The sequence below is a fragment of the Arthrobacter sp. 05N33_2 genome, from assembly GCF_056397425.1.
Genome location: NZ_JBFTNJ010000026.1, coordinates 24,863 through 41,585 on the forward strand (window position 1 = coordinate 24,863; position 16,723 = coordinate 41,585).

Sequence of the window (16,723 nt, forward strand, 5' to 3'; positions counted from 1 at the left end):
TTCGCGGCGAGGGCAGTTCGCGGCCAGTTCAGTTGGCGCCTAGCAACGCGGCCACGCGGGGCGCCACTTCGGTGCCGAACAGTTCAATGGAGCGCATCATGGCCGTGTGCGGCAGGGTGCCGTTGCTGTACTTGAGGTCAAAGCGGTCCACCCCCAGGTTCTTTTTGAGCAGGGCAATCTTCGCGGCCACGGTTTCCGGCGACCCGACATAGAGGGCTCCCTCGGGCGTACACATCGCGTCGAACTCGCCCCGGCTGGCGGGGCCCCAGCCGCGTTCGGCCCCGATCCGGTTCCGCTGCTGTAGCCAGTGCGGGAAGAACTCCTCGCGGGCTTCCTCATCCGTGGCGGCAACGTGGCCGGGCGAATGCGTGGCCATCTGCTGCATCGGGTGCCCGTACTTGGCCATGGCCTCACGGTAGAGGTTGGCCAGGGGCGCGAAGGACCGCGGCTGGCCGCCAATGATCGCGAAAATGATCGGGTAGCCGTACTCGGCGCAGCGCAGCACCGACTCGGGCGTGCCGCCGACGCCGATCCAGGTCGGAAGGAGGTGGTGTTCCAGCGGCGGGTAGACGCTCAGGCCGCTGATGGCCGGCCGGGTGCGTCCCTCCCAGTGGACCGGTTTCTGCGCCCGGACCTTGTCGAAGAGCTCGAGCTTTTCCTCGAACAGGACCTCGTAGTCCGCCAGGTCCAGGCCGAACAGCGGGAAAGACTCGATGAAGGACCCGCGGCCCAGCATGACCTCTGCCCGGCCGCCGGAGATGGCGTCCACGGTGGCGAAGCGCTGGAACACCCGTATCGGGTCATCGGAGCTGAGTACTGTCACGGCCGAGCCGAGCCGGATGTTCTTGGTGCGGGCAGCCGCCGCGGCCAGGAATACCTCCGGGGCGGAGACAGCGAAGTCGCGGCGGTGGTGCTCCCCCACCGCGAAGGCGTGCAGGCCGACCTGGTCCGCGAGTTCGGCCTGTTCCAGGAGCTGGCGCAGCACCTGGGCGTGCGGGACGGGATGGCCGTCAGGGAAGACGCCGACGTCGCCGAACGTGTTCAGGCCCAGGAGGATGCGGTTGGGCCCCACCGGCGCGGTGGGTGTGGACTTGAGCGGGGCGTCCGCGGATTCGGGGGCCGTGTTCATCGGGTTTCCTTCAGCCAGCCGGCGAGCTCGCTCGCCCAGTAGGTCAGCACCATGTTGGCGCCGGCGCGTTTGATGCCCAGGACGGACTCGGTGATGGCGGCCCGGCGGTCGATCCAGCCGTTTGCGGCGGCGGCCTCGATCATCGAGTACTCGCCGGAAATCTGGTAGGCAGCCACGGGGACCGGGCTCATGGCGGCGACGTCGGCGAGGATGTCCAGGTAGCTCATGGCAGGCTTCACCATGACCATGTCGGCGCCTTCGGCCAGGTCCAGGTCCACCTCGAGGATGGCCTCCCGGCGGTTGGCGGCGTCCATCTGGTAGGTGCGGCGGTCGCCGGTCAGCTGCGAGTCGACGGCCTCGCGGAACGGGCCGTAGAACGCGGAGGCATATTTCGCGGCGTAGGCCACGATGGCGGTGTTGGCGTGCCCGGCGTCCTCGAGGGCCTGCCGGATCACGGCGACCTGGCCGTCCATCATGCCCGACGGGCCCAGGACGTGGGCGCCGGCGTCGGCCTGGGCAACCGCCATCTGGCCGTAGATTTCCAGGGTGGCATCGTTGTCGACGTAGCCGTTGGCGTCCAGGACACCGCAGTGGCCGTGGTCGGTGAATTCGTCGAGGCACACGTCGCTCATGACCACGAGGTCGTCGCCGACCTCGGCGCGGACGTCCCGGATGGCCTTGTTCAGCACGCCGTCGGGGTCCAGCGACGCCGTCCCGCGCGCGTCCCGGACGGCGGGGACGCCGAACAGCATGATGCCGCCGACGCCCAGCTGGACAGCCTCGGCCGCGGCACGCCTGAGCGAATCGGTGGTGTGCTGCTGCACGCCGGGCATCGAGGCGATCGGGTTGGGCTCACTCAGGCCTTCGCGGATGAAGGCCGGCAGGATGAGCTCCGAGGCTGAGAGCCGGTGTTCGGCCGTCAGCCGGCGCATGGCCGGGGTGGTGCGGAGCCGGCGGGGGCGGTGGGTCGGGAAGCTCATATGGTGTCCTTTGCTGAGGGCTCTACGGCTGACGGAGGCGGTGGGGGCTGCTGGTGGTCAAGGGACCGCACGACGGCGGCAACCAGGCCGGACGCCGTCGGCTCTTCGGCGACGGCGTCGACACTGAGTCCGAGGGAGGCCGCCTCGGCCGCCGTCGAGCGTCCGATGGCGACGAAACGGCAGGTGCCCAGCGGGCCGAGGTCCGCGTGGATGCGGCGGGCGGCGCTCGGGGAGGCGGCGACGACGGCGTGCAGCCGGCCGGCCCCGATTTCGGCTTTCGCCTCGGCCGTGGTGAGCACGGTGGGCGGCGGCGCGTCATGCCCGGCCGGACTGATCCCCTGCGACAAGGTCGCCTGTGGCGGGGCCGGCGGGAATGCGGGCAGGGCCCGGCGCGGATCGGCAGGATAGTCGACGGTGTTGTACGCGGTGACGGCCTGGACGGCCGCACCGCGGGCCTCGAGGCCCTTGCGGAGCCGCGGGTCCGCTATGTCCGCCTGGGGCAGGAGCACGCTGCCCTGGTTCGCGGGCCAGATGTCGAGCAGGCCCGTGCCGGATTGCTGGCCCGTGGGCGCAAGGTCGACGCTGATGCCCCGGGACTCCAGCTCACGGCGGGTCGCCGGGCCGATCGTGGCCACGAGGATGCTGCCGGGCAGCCAGCTGCTGAGGGAGGCGCCGCGTTCCGCGGCTTTCGCCTCAAGTGCCTGGACTGTGGTCACGCTGCTGATCACGAGCCACGTGTAGGCCCCGGCGCCGAGGGCGTCGAAGGCGACGTCGAGGGAGTGCTGGTCGCTGGCCTGCTCAAAGTCAATCAGCGGGAGCAGCAACGGCTCGGCGCCGACACGGCGGAGGGCCGTGACGAGTTCCCCCGCGCGGTCCGGGCTGCGGGCAACCAGCACGCGGGCGCCCTCCGGCACCCTCATGCCGGTTGGGCCGCCCGTGTGGTTGCGGTCGCTGTGCCGTGCCATGAAGTGGTGGATCCGCGGTTCAGGAAGCTGCCAGGTCCGCGATGTCCGCGGCGCCGCGGGCCAGCAGGACTTCCGCCAGCTCGATCCCGAGCAGCGTTGCCCCGACTTCGGTGAGGCCGTCGGTGGCTTTCTTGTCGCGGACGGTTGCCGTGCCGTCGACGGCGCAGACCACCGCCTCGAGGTGCAGCATGCTGCCCTTGCGGTAGGCGTAGGCGCCCACCGGGGCGGCGCATCCGGCCTCCAGCCGGGCCAGCAAAGCCCGTTCGGCCGTGACGGCGAGCCGGGTGTCCGGATCATCGAGGGCCGCGAGGGCCTGCGCCAGCACGCCCTGGGAGCCTTCCGTGGACCCGGCCCGGCGGGGAGCGTCGGCGGTGCGGCATTCGATCGCCAGGGCACCCTGCCCGGCGGCTGGCAGCATGATGTCCGTCTCGAGGTATTCGCTGACCGCGTCGAGCCGGCCGATCCGGTGCAGTCCGGCGGCTGCGAGCACGACGGCGTCGAGGTCGTTTGACTTGCCGTCAACGACGGCGTCGTTCGTGTTGCCCGACAGCCCGGGGACGCGTCCCAGCCGGGTGTCCACGTTCCCGCGGATGTCGCGGATGTCCAGGTCCGGACGCACGGCGCGGAGCTGGGCCGCGCGGCGCGGGGAGCCGGTGCCGACGCTCGCGCCGCTCGGCAGGTCGGCGAGCTTCAGCCCGTCGCGGGCGCACAGCACGTCCCGGACGTCGACGCGTTGGGGTGTGGCCGCGAGGCTCAGGCCGAGGGCCGGACCGGTCGGGAGGTCCTTGAGCGAATGCACGGCGATATCGCAGATGTCCTGCAACAGGGCGTCGCGGAGCGCGGCGACGAAGACGCCGGTACCGCCCATCTGGGACAGCGAGCCTTTGAGGACGTCGCCGTCGGTCCGGATATGGACCAGCTCCACGGGGAACCCGCCGACGGCGGCCAGCTGGTCCGCGGTCTGCTGGGTCTGGGTCAGGGCGAGTTTGCTGGCGCGCGTGCCGATCCGGACGCTCATGCGGTTCCCTGGCCCGCCGCCGCAACAGCCGTGCCCGAAGCCTCAGGGGCGGCCGGGTAGGGATCGTGTCCGGTCCCGACGGTGGTGTCGGCTCCGGCGATGGTGGGCTTTTCGCCGCGGAAGTTAGCGCAGCAGCCGGGACGGCAGACGTCGTACCAGGGGCCGAGCTTGGTCAGGTGCGGCCGCTCGGCAATGTTGTTCGCGACGGTCCGCTCGCAGATGAGGTCCACAAGCCCGGCGACAAACTGGCGGTGCGTTCCGGGCGTGGGGACGCGCGTTGCGGCCAGTTCCAGCCGGGCGCAGGTCTCAAGCGCCTCGGTGTCCAGATCCCAGACCACTTCCATGTGGTCGCTGACAAAGCCCAGCGGCACAATCACGATGCCCTTGACGCCCTGGCCTGCGAGCTCCTCGATGGCGTCGTTGATGTCCGGTTCGAGCCACGGCACGTGCGGGGCACCGGAGCGGGACTGGTAGACGAGGGACCAGGGTGCGGTCAGGCCGGTCGCGTCTTCCACCCGGCGGATGATCTCGGTGCCGGAGGCCAGGTGCTGTGCGGCGTAGGCGGAGTCTTCCTCAAAAGTGCGCGGCTCGCCCTCGGACCGGCCGGCGGCCTCGGCATCGCGGGTCGGGATGGAGTGCGTCGCGAACAGAATGTGCACGGGGGCGTCCGGGGTGCCGGCGGCGGCCAGCTGGGCACGGACGTCGGCGAGGCCGGCGGCGGTGCCCTCGATGAAGGGCTCCACGAACCCGGGGTGGTCGAAGTACTGGCGCACCTTGTCGACCTCGAGCTTGCCGTCGAGCCCGGTTTCGGTCAGCGCCATGCCGATGTCCTCGCGGTACTGGCGGCAGCTGGAGTAACAGGAGTAGGCGCTSGTGGTGASCATGAGCASCTTGCGGTGGCCGGCGTCGTAGRYSTCCTGCAGGGTCTGCGGGATGTASGGGTCCCAGTTGCGGTTGCCCCAGARCACCGGCAGCGCGATGCCGCGGGCTGCAAGTTCGGCCTCGATGCCGGCCTTGAGCTGACGGTTCTGTCCGTTGATGGGGCTGATGCCGCCGTTGGCGCGGTAGTGGTGCGAGACCTCTTCGAGCCGTTCGTCGGGGATGCCGCGGCCGCGGGTGACGTTGCGGAGGAACGGGATGACGTCCTCCTGGCCTTCGGGTCCGCCGAAGGAGGCGAGGAGCACTGCGTCGTACTCCTTGGGGGCCATCCGGCCGGCCTCGGTGACGGTGTTCACGGCGGTTACCGGGGCGGCGGATTCCTGCGGATCGAGCGGGCTCATGCCAGGACCTCGGCAATCTCGGCGGCGGTGACGCGGCGGCCGGTGTAGAAGGGGATTTCCTCGCGGACGTGGTGCCGGGCTTCGGTGGCGCGCAGGTGGCGCATCAGGTCCACGAGGTCCACGAGCTCGGGGGCTTCCAGTCCGAGGATCCATTCCCAGTCGCCGAGGGCGAAGGAAGAGACGGTGTTGGAGATGACCTGGGGGAAGTCGCGGCCCAGCATGCCGTGGTCGCGGAGCATGGCGCCGCGCTCGGCGTCCGGGAGCAGGTACCACTCGTAGGAGCGGACGAAGGGGTAGACGCAGAGCCATTCCGCCGGTTCAACGCCGCGGGAAAACGCCGGGGTGTGGTTCTTGGCGAACTCGGCCTCCCGGTGCACGCCCATGGCGGACCAGACGATCTCGGTGCCGGCGAACAGTTTGCTGCGGCGGATGTCCCGCACTGCCCGCTGCAGCGCTTCCGGCCGGGGACCGTGCAACCAGACCATAATGTCCGCGTCGGCCCGCATCGCCGAGACGTCGTAGCTGCCGCGGTGGACAACTCCGGCGTCGGCGAGGCTTTTCATCAGGGCCTCGAAGTCCTCAGCGGCATCGGCGCCGCGCAGGATGTCCGCTGACCGCTTGAATACGGTCCAAAGGGTGAAGAACTGCTCAGTTGAATCTTCGGGCGCCGATGCCCCGGCGACTGATTCTCCGGGGGCTGACATTCCGGTTTTAGTGACAGATTCGGCAGAAGTGTGGCTCATGCATACCAGTCTGCCTCCTCTCCCCAGCTAAGTCGAAAAAAAGCACTTCTACAGCGCGTAGAAGTGCTTTATTTCACATGCGGGACGCTGCAGGTGTGGGCGCGTCCGCGGGAGGCGGGTCTGCGGGAGGGGGCGCATCCGCGGGAGGCGGGTCCTGTCAGCTCCGGCGCATCCGGAGGACCGCGGCGCCGGCGCCGAGCGAGAGCGCCACCAGGCCAATGCCCCAACCGACCAGCGGGGACAGGCCGGCCGGTTCCAACGTCGAGGTTGCCTCGAGGGAGGAGTTGCCGGAGTGGCCCTTGGCCGGAGCCGGCGCCTGGGTCCAGCCGGCTGTGTTTGAACCCGCTGGGGACGGGTGCGGTGTGGCCGACTTCGAGGCCGACGCCTGCGCGCCGGCACCGTTGCCCGCGGCCGGCACCGCGGTGCCGGACTGTGGATCGGCGGCCGGGTCGGCGGCCGCGCTGCCCGGTGCCGGCCGGCCGGGGGCCTGTCCGGTGGGAGCAGACCCGGCGGATCCGCCTGCGGCGGGAGCTCCCGGAGCCGGGGCGGCGGGCGGCGCGGCGGGGTCCTGCGGCCCACCGGGCGGCGCAACCTTCGCGGGCGGGGTGCTCGACGCCGGTGGAGTACTGGTGCGCGGGGCCGTGGGTTCGGGATTGCTGGGCTCGGGGTCGCCGGGTTCCGGGTCGCTGGGCTCGGGGTCGCTGGGCTCCGGGCTGCTGCCGTGCGACGGCGGCGGCTGCGACGGGGAGGACTCGCCCGAGCCGGCGGACGGCGAGGGGCTCGGCGTCGTCGAGGAACCCAGCAGGCTGTCCAGCACGTCGCCGAGGCCGAGGGTCAGCGAACCCTGCGCGGACGGTGCGGTGGACGCCGCCGCGGACAACCCTGCGGCCGCCTGCGAGGCAGGAGCCCCGGCGGTGCCAGCCAGTACGGCCCCGAGCGCGACCGCCGCCGCGCCGCTTCGAAGGCCCCGATGGCGGCCGGTCTTCGTTGTTGACACCTTGGACCTGAAAATAAACATGGTCATCGAGCCTAGCCGGAATCGACCAGCAGGAAAAACTTGCAAAAACCGCGAATTTCCGGCACGAAACCGCCGTGACCGGAGGGGTTCAGGGTGCCTTTGGAACCGCTGTGATTCCTGTGACTGAAGGTGTGCTTGGGACTCAGGAACCTCGTTCGGAACAGCCAGATTCAGGGTCACCGAATTCAGCGCAGGCACATTGAGGCAGCCACGTTCAGCGCAGCCACGTTGAGGACGACGTTGAGGACAACGTTCAGGACAACAGGGCGCGGACCTGCTGCGGGGTGTCGGCCACGATCGCTGCCAGGCCATTGCCGGACAGCCAGCCGCCCACCACGGCAAGCGTGCCGTCCGCGGCGCAGACGCTCCGGACGGCCGCGACGCGCTGCCTGTGGCCCAGGGACGCAAACGGCAGCGCGCCAGCCCAGCGGACCACGTCCCAATCGGCCACGTCCCCGGCGCCGACTGGCACCGCCAGCAGGGCCGACGCATCAGCCAGGGCTGCGCGGAAAAGTTCATCGTCGGAGCGCGGCGCCGCGGCCAGTCCGCCGCCGCGGGGCTCGGGCAACGCCCCGGGAGTAACAGCCCCTGGAGCTGCACTCCGCCCGTAGGAGAGCCGGAGCACATGCCGTCCCGGGCCTGCATGCTCCGCCAGCCACGCCCATTTGGCGGTGGCGTGCGTCAGCGCCTTGGCCTGCACACCCGGGCTCTGCGGCGCAACAAGCACGCCGGTGCCGCGTGGCGCCGCGTCAAGGGCCGGGAGGTCCACCACGAGCGTGACAAGGCTGACGTCGGGTCCGGCATCGGGGCGGTGGCCGGCAAGTTCCGGCAGGGACTCCTCAAGCAGCCCGACGGCGGCGGGACCCTCGACCGCAACCGCGAGGAGCCCGACGTCGAAAGTGGCCTCGTCCGTGGCCACGCGCCAGCCGTCGGCTGTGCGCCGCACTGACCGGGCCGCGGTGCCGGGCAGCAGGGTGACTCCGCGCTGACGCAGATCGGCCAGCAGGGCGGCGACGAGGGTGTGCATGCCGCCGCGCAGCCCGGCGACGGCGGAACCGGCCTTCTGGAGCCCGCCGGCCTGGCCTGTTCCGGACGGTCCGGCTGTTCCGGGGGGTCTGCCCGTGGCGGCCGCCGCTCCCCTGCGCTGGGCCGCGACGGCGGCGGCGAGGGAACCGTGCTGGCGGATGCCGGCCCGCAGACCGGGGGCCACCATGTCGACGTCGAGCACTGAAGGGTCGGCCGAGTGGACGCCGCCGACCACCGGTGCGACGAGCCGGTCCAGGACCCGCCTGCCCATCCGCCGGCGGACCAGGGCTGACACGCTCGTTGCCCCGGCAGCGGTGCCCAGCGAGGCCGGCAGCACGGCGTCGACGGAGGCGCGGAGCGATCCCAGCAGGCCCAACGACCGGCGGACTTCCGGGTCCCACGGGCTCGCCGGGATGCCCAGCACACCGGTCTTAGGCAGTTCCCTGGGGCCGTCAGGCAACTGGACCCAGGCCCCGCCGGGGTTCGGCGCAACGACCTCGCCGGCCAGCCCCAGCTCCGCGGCGAGATCAGCTACGGCGGCGGTGCGGGTGGCGAAAGACTCCGCGCCGCTGTCCAGGGTCAGTCCGGCCACGACATGGCTGCCGACGCAGCCGCCCCAGGCCTCGCCGGTTTCCAGGACGGTGGTGCGGACCCCGGCCCGGGCGAATTCCCGTGCCGCAAGCAGTCCCGAAATCCCGCCCCCGATCACGACGGCGGTGCCTTCCACGCGAGTCCCGGCGGCGCCTGCGTCCACGCCCCTACTCCGGAGCGATGGAGTGGATGAGTTCGACGACGCGCGTGAGCACCTCAGGGTCCGTCTCCGGCGGCACGCCGTGGCCGAGGTTCAGGACGTGCCCGGGCGCCGCGGAGCCGGCCGCGATCACCTCTCGGACGTGGGCTTCGAGGACTTCCCACGGTGCCGAAAGCAGTGCCGGGTCGATGTTGCCCTGCAGCGGGACGGTGCCGCCGAGGCGGCGGTTGGCTTCGTCCAGCGGCAGCCGGTAGTCGACCCCCACGACGTCAACGCCGACGTCGCGCATCGCGACGAGCAGTTCCGAGGTGCCGGTGCCGAAGTGGATCAGGGGTGCACCCAGGTGCCGGACATGGTCCAGGGCACGGGACGACGCCGGCGCAACGAAGCGCTGGTAGTCGGCAAGTCCCAGCGAACCGGCCCAGGAGTCGAAGAGCTGGCCGGCGGAGGCGCCGGCTTCCAGCTGTGCGCGGAGGAACATCCCCGAGGCATCGGCGGCCCAGTTGGCCAGGGCAGTCCAGGTTTCGGGGTCGGCGTGCATCATCGTGCGCGGGCCGAGGTGGTCGCGGGAAGGCTTTCCTTCCACCATGTACGCGGCGAGGGTAAAGGGCGCACCGGCGAAGCCGATCAGCGGGGTGCTGCCGAGCTCGGCCACCGTGAGYCGGACGGCTTCGCGGATGGGCTCCAAGGCCTCCCAGGTCAGCTGCGGCAGGGCGGCAACGTCCGCGGCGGTGCGGACSGGYTTGTCCAGGACGGGYCCGACGCCGGGSACGATGTCCACKCCGACRCCKGCCAGCTTGAGSGGGATGACRATGTCCGAGAAGAAGATGGCGGCATCGACGTCGTGGCGGCGGACCGGCTGCAGGGTGATCTCGGAAGCGAGCTCGGGGCGCAGGCACGAGTCCAGCATCGCGACGCCCTCACGGACCTTGAGATATTCGGGCAGTGAGCGGCCGGCCTGGCGCATGAACCAGACGGGACGGCGGGAGGGCTTGCCGCCGCGGTAGGCGGTGATCAGCGGCGAATCCGCGGTGCGGCCGTCCATCAGCGGGTGGCCGGCATCGAGGCCGCGGGCGGCGACGTCTGTGGCGGCGCCGTCAATGGCTGCATTGCCGGCTGTGCCGTTGTCGGACGTACTGAATGTGGTCGTGCCGGCACGTGCCGCAGCGCTTGGAGTCATGACTTCGATTGTGCCCAAATTTGTGCCCAAAAGATAACGACAGCCTGTCACGCCGGCTCTGACACCGGCCCCGAGTGCCACGTCGTGGCGGGAATCACAGGCCAGGGTGCCTGAGCCCACGCCCGGACAGTTGTTCTACACGGGCGCGAAAAAGCTATGATGGTGATGCTGTGGTTCTTTTTTCATTGGTGGCTACACACGCCGACATCGACCTCGAAACCGTTGCTCAGTTGAGCACCGGTGCTTCAGGGATCGCCACATCCGCCCTCGCCGGATCGCCGGCCGTGGCGGGTGCCGTTGTCCTTGCCACCTGCAACCGCCTTGAAATCTACGGCGAAGCCCCCCATCCGGACGCCGTCGCCGCCGCCCGGGCGGCCCTCATCACCCACATCAGCGGCGCCAGCGGACTCAACGATCAGCTCGTCTCCCGCGCCTTCAGCACCCGCACCGGCGCCGAGGTCAGCCAGCACCTCTTCTCGGTCAGCTCCGGTCTGGACTCCGCCGTGGTGGGCGAACGGGAAATTGCCGGGCAGGTGCGCCGCGCCTTGATCACGGCCCAGCACGAGGGCACCGCCAGCTCCGGCCTGGTCAGGCTGTTCCAGGCCGCGTCCAAGACCGCGAAGGACGTCGGCGCCCAGACGGCGTTGGGTTCGCGCGGGCTCTCCATCGTTTCCGTGGCCCTGGACCTCGCCACTGACCTGTCGGAAAACCCGGACTGGTCCGCCAAGAAAGCCGTCGTCTTCGGGACCGGCGCCTATGCCGGTGCCACCATGTCCCTGCTGCGTGAACGTGGCTGCACCGATGTCTCTGTTTATTCCTCCTCCGGCCGCGCCGCCAGCTTCGTCGCCACCCGGGGCGGCACGGCACTGAACGAGGACACGCTTCCGGGCGCAGTTGCCGGGGCCGACGTCATGATCGGCTGCAGCGGCTCCGACAGCCGGGTCGAAGCGGACGAACTCGCCCGGATCCGGGCGAACTCGCCCCAGCCGCTGATCGCGATCGATCTCGCTTTGACCCATGACTTCGACCCCGCTGTCGGCGACCTCGACGGCGTCGAACTGCTGACGCTGGAATCGGTCCGGCTGGCCGCACCGCAGGAACAGGCCGAGTCGCTCGAACAGGCCAGCAGCATCGTGGCCGGGGCGGCCAGCGCCTTCGAGCAGGAGCGCGAGGCCAGGAGCGTCGACTCGGCGATCGTCGCCTTGCGCCGCCACACGATGAACGTCCTGGATGCGGAAATGGAAAAGGTCCGGGCCCGGCACGGCTGCACGGCCGCCGCCGAAGAAGTCGAATTTGCCCTGCGCCGCATGGTGAAGCAGCTTCTCCACGTCCCCACCGTCCGGGCCCGCGAACTGGCCTCCAACGGACAACAGGACGCCTACATTGCCGGTCTTGAGGCGCTGTACGGCATCACGGTGGAGCCCACCGCCGGCGCAACGGTTGCAGGTGCCGCCGGTTCCGGGGCTTGCCCTGTGGACCACAATGCGGCTGCCCACAACCCCGGTGCCCATAACCCCGGCGACCCCGGCCCCGCAGCGGGCGACATCCGCGAAACCGCGTAGCTGCCCCGCGCGTCCCCGCACCGCGGCTTATCCCTGGATTATCCGGGGAAAGCGTTGATCCCGGTCATTTCGGCCGACACCTGCCACAGCCGTGTGGCCGCCTCCCGGTCCACGGCGTGGGCGTCCACTCCCCTGATCCTGGCTTCGGGCGATCCCGGCACCGTGGCTTCGGCGATGTCGCAGTCCTCGCAGTAGACGCCCCCCATCCCTTCGAGCGCCGGCGCCGTCGCGGCCCAGACCGAGGTGGCGGCGCCCTGCGCGGGTGTCTTGAAGCGCGGGTCGAGCTTGCCGTGCTCGTCCATCCAGCCCGCGGCGATCATCTCCTCCCGCGGCAGGTGCCGTTGCAGCTCCGTCATGATCCCGCCGGGATGTACTGCGRAGGCGCGCACGCCAAAGTTGCGGCCCAGGGCATCGAGCTGGACGGCGAAGAGCGCGTTCGCCGTCTTGGCCTGGCCGTAGGCACGCCATTTGTCGTAGCCGGCGTCGAAATTGATGTCATCGAAGCGAATGGCCGAGAGCTTGTGGCCGGTCGAGGAGAGCGAGACCACGCGGGCTCCCTGCGCCGCGGCAAGCGCCGGCCACAGCAGGTTGGTCAAGGCAAAATGGCCGAGGTGGTTCGTGGCGAACTGTGATTCCCAGCCGGGTCCCACCCTTTGCTCCGGACTTGCCATGATGGCGGCGTTGTTGATGAGGATGTCCAAGCTGCGGCCTGAGCCCGGCGCCGCGCCAGGTGCCGGGCCGGCCAGGAAGCCGGCGGCGAACTCCTTCACACTGTCCTGGTCCGCCAGGTCCAATTCGGCAACTTCCAGTTCGGCAACGCTGACGCCGCCGCCAGCCGTTGCCGGCGTCAGCCCCGCCGCGGCCAGGACGTCGCGGGCATGCTCGGGCCGCCGGGCCGGCACCACGACGGTGGCGCCGGCGGAGGCCAGCGCCCGCACGGTCTCCAGGCCCAGCCCCGAGTAGCCGCCCGTGACAATAGCGGTCTTCCCGGTCAGGTCGATGCCGGCAATGACGTCGGCCGCCGTCGAATCCCGGCCGAACCCGGAGCCAATCTTGCGCTGGGACGTCACTGTATTTTCCTGGCTCACGGCGTCTTCCTCTCTCACGACATTTTCCTCGCTCATGACCAGGCCTTTCGTTTTAGGGCGCCGCTCGGCGGAGCATGTTGTGCGGTATCGCGGCCTTGCTGGCCATATGGGCCGCCGCGGCTCAATACACCGGTTTCCCGGGCTCCACGTCCCGTACCCAGGCGAGAATGCCGCCTTCGAGGTGGCTGACGCGCTCGTACCCGACGGCGCGGGCTGCGGACAGGACGGCGGCGGATCGTGTTCCGGCCTTGCAGTGGAAGACAATTTCGGCATCCTGGGGCAGTTCCTGCCACGCCTCGCCGGCAAGGATGCGGCCTTGCGGGATCAGCTCCGACCCCTCAATGCGGACGATTTCGTATTCTCCCTGCTCCCGCACGTCCACGAGGTGGAAGTCTTTGAGGCCGGCCTTGCGGGAGGCCAGCATGGTGGCGAGCTGGGTCGCCGTCACGGTGTGCTCGGTACCGGCATCCGCCGTTGGAGTGATCCCGCAGAAGGCCTCGTAATCGGTGAGTTCGGTGATTCGTGCTGCCGTCGGGTCCTTGGTCACCTTGATCTCGCGCCAGGTGCCGCCCAGAGCGTCATAGAGCGCCAGCCGGCCCAGCAGGGACCGGCCGACGCCGGTGATCAGTTTGACCGCCTCGGTCACCATCAGCGCTCCGACGGCGGCGCACAGCATGCCGAACACGCCGCCTTCGCCGCAGGACGGCACGGATCCGGGCGGGGGTGCCTCCGGGTAGAGGTCCCGGTAGGTGGGCCCGAACTGTTCCCAAAAGACGCTGACCTGGCCGTCGAAACGGAAAATCGATCCCCAAATGTAGGGCTTGCCGAGGATGGCGGCGGCGTCGTTGACGAGGTAGCGCGTGGCAAAGTTGTCGGCGCCGTCGAGGATCAGGTCGTAGCCGGCAAAGAGCTCCAGTGCGTTGGACGCGTCGAGCCGGACGTTGTGCAGCCGGACGTCCACGAGCGGGTTCAGGGCCTTAATGGCGTCGCGGGCGGACTCGATTTTCGGCCGGCCCACATCCGCGACACCATGGATGATCTGGCGTTGGAGGTTGCTGAGGTCGACGTCGTCGTCATCGACGATGCCAAGGGTGCCGACCCCCGCGGCGGCGAGATAGAGCAGGGCCGGGGAGCCGAGGCCACCGGCACCGATCACCAGGACTTTTGCGTTCTTGAGGCGTCGCTGGCCGATCGCGCCGATCTCCGGAATGATCAGGTGCCGCGAGTAGCGTTCCACCTCGTCCGGCCTGAGGTCCGCAGCCGGGTCGACCAGCGGTCCGGGCTGCGGATCCAGCTTCGTCTGGGGGGTTGCGGGGGCACCGGCGGCGGTGAACTTGGAAGCCATACTTCAATCTATGCCCGAAGATACCACCAGGTCATATTACCCGCGCGTAAGGTGTAATTGAGTGCAAGGTAGTTCAGTACAAAATGCAAATGATTGCCATTGCGCGCAATGGGGTGGATAAGGGAAAGAAGGCCGACAGTGGTTCATCAGGCACCGTTGGAGCGGGACGAGTCCGGCAAGCCGACGGCACGGCAGCCCCGGAGCGGTCAACGCTCGGCCCGCCTCCCCCGCGACGAACGCCGGGCTCAGCTGCTGGCGGCCGCGCAGGAAGTTTTCGTGGCGAACGGCTACCACGGTGCCGCCATGGACGAGATCGCCGAGACCGCCCACGTCAGCAAGCCGGTGTTGTACCAGCACTTCCCCTCCAAGCGGGACCTCTACCTGGCTCTGCTGGACAGCCACCTCAGCAAGCTGACCGACCTCCTGCTTGGCGCCCTGAACTCCACCACCGACAATGACGAGCGCGTCCAGGCCGTCATGCGCGCCTACTTCCGCTTCATCGCGCACGACGACCAGGCCCACCGGCTCGTCTTCGAGTCGGACCTGATTAACGATCCCGACGTCAGCGCGCGGCTGGAAACGTTCAACAAGACCTTCGCCGACGCCGTCGCTCACGTCATCGCCGAGGACACCAAACTGCCTGAGCTGGAGGCCCAGCTGCTGGGCCGCGGACTCGCCGGCATGGCCCACGTGAGCGCACGGTATTGGCTGGAAACGGACGGGAACCTGGATCTCGATGTAGCCAGTGACCTCATCTACCGTTTAGCTTGGCGCGGAATCTCCCGCTTCCCCAAAGAGACCTAGACTACAACTAGAGATTGACCTTAGACATTTTTTGGACGTTGATTGGCTGGGAGGCCTTGCTGTGGAAGTAAAGATTGGTATTCAAAACATTGGCCGCGAAATTGTCCTCGAATCGGCGCAGGATGCCGAAGCCGTCGCCAAGGTAGTTGGCGACGCGATCGCCAAGGGCAGCGAACTGCGGCTGACGGACGACAAAGGCCGCCTGGTGATCGTCCCCGCCAATGTTCTGGGCTACGTGGAAATCGGCGCAGAAGAGGCCCGCCGCGTCGGCTTCGGTGCCCTCTAGCCCCGTTCTTCCCACGACCGTCCTTCATCGCAGTTTCTACATCGTGAGGTGTCCTGAATGCTTTCCCTGATTGTGGTCGCCATGGTGACCGTGGCTGCGGGTTTCGTGGTGTGGGCCAACGACAAGCGGCACCAGAAGTACGGCGTCGCCGTCCCCGCGGGGGTTGCTGCATCCGTCGGTATGCTCAGCTGGATCATCTTCATAGCGGCCGGATTCGGCTACCAGCCGGGCCTGACCTGGATCCCGTGGATCCTGCCGATGGTCCTGGGCACTGCGGCCTCGATCGCGGCCGTGGTGTACCTCGGCAGGGCCCGGACGCGGCAGGACACCGAGAGGCTCACGGGCATCCTGAAGCTCTAGTTCGTTAGCCCCGCGCAGCTGTTTTCGGCGCGCAACTGTGACCACGCACCCAACGGGGTGCGTGGTCACAGTTCGTTTGGGGTTCGGCCGAGTGCGCCGTACCGGAGTCATTCCGAGGCGGAACCGTGCCCATCACTTTTGTCGCACCCCTCAAATAGACTCGAGCCATGGAAGCCGTCAGGGATTTCATCAGGGATTTCACCGCCTGCGGGGACGAGGCGCAGGGCACGGAGCGGGGTGCAGCCCCGGTCGGGCAATCCGGTATGGACACCGCCCTGGCCGCGCTGCGGGCGGTGGGTTCGACGGCCGCGGAGGATGCGGGGTCGTGGGGCTTCCGGGCCGCGTCGGACTTCGCCGGCGGCGTGGAGGAAGTCTCCCGCGCGGTGGAGTATCTGCAGCTCGTCGCGGCCGCCGCCGTGGACCGGACCAGGAAGCAGTCCGCCGCCACGGCCACGGGGGTCGCGGCGGGGGCCGTCACCGGGTGGACCACCGGCTGGCGTGAGAGCGGCGGCGGGTGGCAGACCGGCACACCCGGAACCGCGGAACCCGCCGGCGCCTCCTTGGCCTCGGCTCCCGCGGGCACGTCCGCTGCTGCGGAGCCCTCCGGCACGTCCTTGTCCTTGGCTCCCTCCGGCACGTCCGTTGCGGCGGCTCCCGCCGGAAGCCCCGGAACGGGTGAGCCGGCGGTGCCCGAATCGGTGCTGGATGACGGGTACCGGAACACGGTGGAGTTCCTGCGGGCGCGGCTGCGGATCAGCGCCGCGGAGGCCAGGCGCCGGCTGACGCTGGCCGACACGCTGCTGCCCCGGCAGGGACTCGCCGGCCGGCCCATCCCGCCCGTGCACCCGGAGCTCGGAGCCGCCGTCGCGTCCGGCGAGGTCGCCTCCCGCGCCGCGACCCTCGTCACGCTCGCCCTGGACCGGGTCCGGCACAGCTGCCTCCCGGAGGCCGTCGCGACGATGGAACATGCCCTGACCTGCACCGCGGCCGGGAACGACGCCGACTTCCTGGCCCGGATCAGCCGCAGCTGGGCCGAGGCACTGGACCAGGACGGCGCCGAACCCTCCGAGGAACTGCTCCRCCAGCTCCAGGGCGCCTTCCTCCGCAAACCCCGGCACGGCCTGCAGCACCTGGAAATCTTCGCCACCACGGACCAGTTCGAACACCTGATCACCGTGATGAACACCG

At 69.7% G+C, this 16,723-nt stretch carries 16 protein-coding genes; 5 read left to right on the forward strand and 11 right to left on the reverse strand.

From position 1 onward, the window contains the following. Nucleotides 1-28: 28 nt before the first annotated feature. From AC1DHX_RS12270 to hemE, 9 genes are all read right to left on the reverse strand, one after another. On the reverse strand, nt 29-1,129 hold the full coding sequence (locus AC1DHX_RS12270; protein ID WP_476858903.1) for an LLM class flavin-dependent oxidoreductase: 1,101 nt from the start codon (nt 1,127-1,129) through the stop codon (nt 29-31). Then, on the reverse strand, nt 1,126-2,109 hold the full coding sequence (gene hemB, locus AC1DHX_RS12275; protein ID WP_223913922.1) for a porphobilinogen synthase: 984 nt from the start codon (nt 2,107-2,109) through the stop codon (nt 1,126-1,128). Before hemB ends, AC1DHX_RS12270 begins: the two co-directional genes overlap by 4 nt. Next, the gene (locus tag AC1DHX_RS12280) at nt 2,106-3,074 is read right to left on the reverse strand and encodes a uroporphyrinogen-III synthase (RefSeq protein WP_476858904.1); all 969 of its coding nucleotides are present in this window, start codon (nt 3,072-3,074) and stop codon (nt 2,106-2,108) included. The genes hemB and AC1DHX_RS12280 overlap by 4 nt, the downstream gene beginning before the upstream one ends. Before the next feature lie 19 nt (nt 3,075-3,093). Then, entirely contained in the window at nt 3,094-4,092 is a 999-nt protein-coding gene (gene hemC / locus AC1DHX_RS12285) for a hydroxymethylbilane synthase (protein WP_476858905.1), read from the reverse strand. After that, the gene (locus AC1DHX_RS12290; protein WP_476900074.1) at nt 4,089-5,372 is read right to left on the reverse strand and encodes a ferrochelatase; all 1,284 of its coding nucleotides are present in this window, start codon (nt 5,370-5,372) and stop codon (nt 4,089-4,091) included. The genes hemC and AC1DHX_RS12290 overlap by 4 nt, the downstream gene beginning before the upstream one ends. Then, nucleotides 5,369-6,115: a hydrogen peroxide-dependent heme synthase gene (gene hemQ / locus AC1DHX_RS12295; RefSeq protein WP_028277195.1), complete on the reverse strand. Its 747-nt coding sequence runs from the start codon at nt 6,113-6,115 to the stop codon at nt 5,369-5,371. The genes AC1DHX_RS12290 and hemQ overlap by 4 nt, the downstream gene beginning before the upstream one ends. 157 nt (nt 6,116-6,272) lie before the next feature. Beyond that, nucleotides 6,273-7,139, reverse strand: a complete 867-nt coding sequence (locus AC1DHX_RS12300) for a hypothetical protein (RefSeq protein ID WP_476858907.1) — start codon at nt 7,137-7,139, stop codon at nt 6,273-6,275. A 247-nt stretch (nt 7,140-7,386) separates the two neighbouring features. After that, nucleotides 7,387-8,913, reverse strand: a complete 1,527-nt coding sequence (locus AC1DHX_RS12305) for a protoporphyrinogen/coproporphyrinogen oxidase (RefSeq protein ID WP_476858908.1) — start codon at nt 8,911-8,913, stop codon at nt 7,387-7,389. A gap of 4 nt (nt 8,914-8,917) precedes the next feature. Further along, the gene (gene hemE, locus AC1DHX_RS12310; RefSeq protein ID WP_476858909.1) at nt 8,918-10,090 is read right to left on the reverse strand and encodes a uroporphyrinogen decarboxylase; all 1,173 of its coding nucleotides are present in this window, start codon (nt 10,088-10,090) and stop codon (nt 8,918-8,920) included. Nucleotides 10,091-10,260: 170 nt separating this feature from the next. On the opposite strand from hemE, the gene AC1DHX_RS12315 reads away from it, so the two are divergent. Beyond that, the gene (locus AC1DHX_RS12315; protein ID WP_476858910.1) at nt 10,261-11,652 is read left to right on the forward strand and encodes a glutamyl-tRNA reductase; all 1,392 of its coding nucleotides are present in this window, start codon (nt 10,261-10,263) and stop codon (nt 11,650-11,652) included. A gap of 38 nt (nt 11,653-11,690) precedes the next feature. On the opposite strand, the gene AC1DHX_RS12320 is transcribed toward AC1DHX_RS12315, so the two are convergent. Together AC1DHX_RS12320 and moeB are read right to left on the reverse strand one after the other, a co-directional pair. Beyond that, nucleotides 11,691-12,776, reverse strand: coding sequence for an SDR family NAD(P)-dependent oxidoreductase (locus AC1DHX_RS12320; protein ID WP_476900075.1), 1,086 nt, complete (start codon nt 12,774-12,776; stop codon nt 11,691-11,693). A gap of 85 nt (nt 12,777-12,861) precedes the next feature. Further along, entirely contained in the window at nt 12,862-14,085 is a 1,224-nt protein-coding gene (moeB, locus tag AC1DHX_RS12325) for a molybdopterin-synthase adenylyltransferase MoeB (RefSeq protein WP_476858912.1), read from the reverse strand. Nucleotides 14,086-14,193: 108 nt separating this feature from the next. Between moeB and AC1DHX_RS12330 the strand changes: the two genes are divergently transcribed. The 4 genes from AC1DHX_RS12330 to AC1DHX_RS12345 form a co-directional block, all read left to right on the forward strand. After that, a complete protein-coding gene (locus AC1DHX_RS12330; RefSeq protein ID WP_476858913.1) occupies nt 14,194-14,889 on the forward strand; it encodes a TetR/AcrR family transcriptional regulator in 696 nt (231 codons plus the stop codon). A gap of 61 nt (nt 14,890-14,950) precedes the next feature. Continuing rightward, nucleotides 14,951-15,175 carry a DUF3107 domain-containing protein gene (locus AC1DHX_RS12335; RefSeq protein WP_028278253.1) on the forward strand — a complete coding sequence of 75 codons (225 nt, stop codon included), beginning with the start codon at nt 14,951-14,953 and terminating at the stop codon, nt 15,173-15,175. A gap of 57 nt (nt 15,176-15,232) precedes the next feature. Continuing rightward, nucleotides 15,233-15,535, forward strand: a complete 303-nt coding sequence (locus AC1DHX_RS12340; protein WP_476848746.1) for a hypothetical protein — start codon at nt 15,233-15,235, stop codon at nt 15,533-15,535. Nucleotides 15,536-15,702: 167 nt separating this feature from the next. Further along, on the forward strand, nt 15,703-16,723 hold a 1,021-nt coding region (locus AC1DHX_RS12345), incomplete at its 3' end, for a DUF222 domain-containing protein (RefSeq protein WP_476900076.1).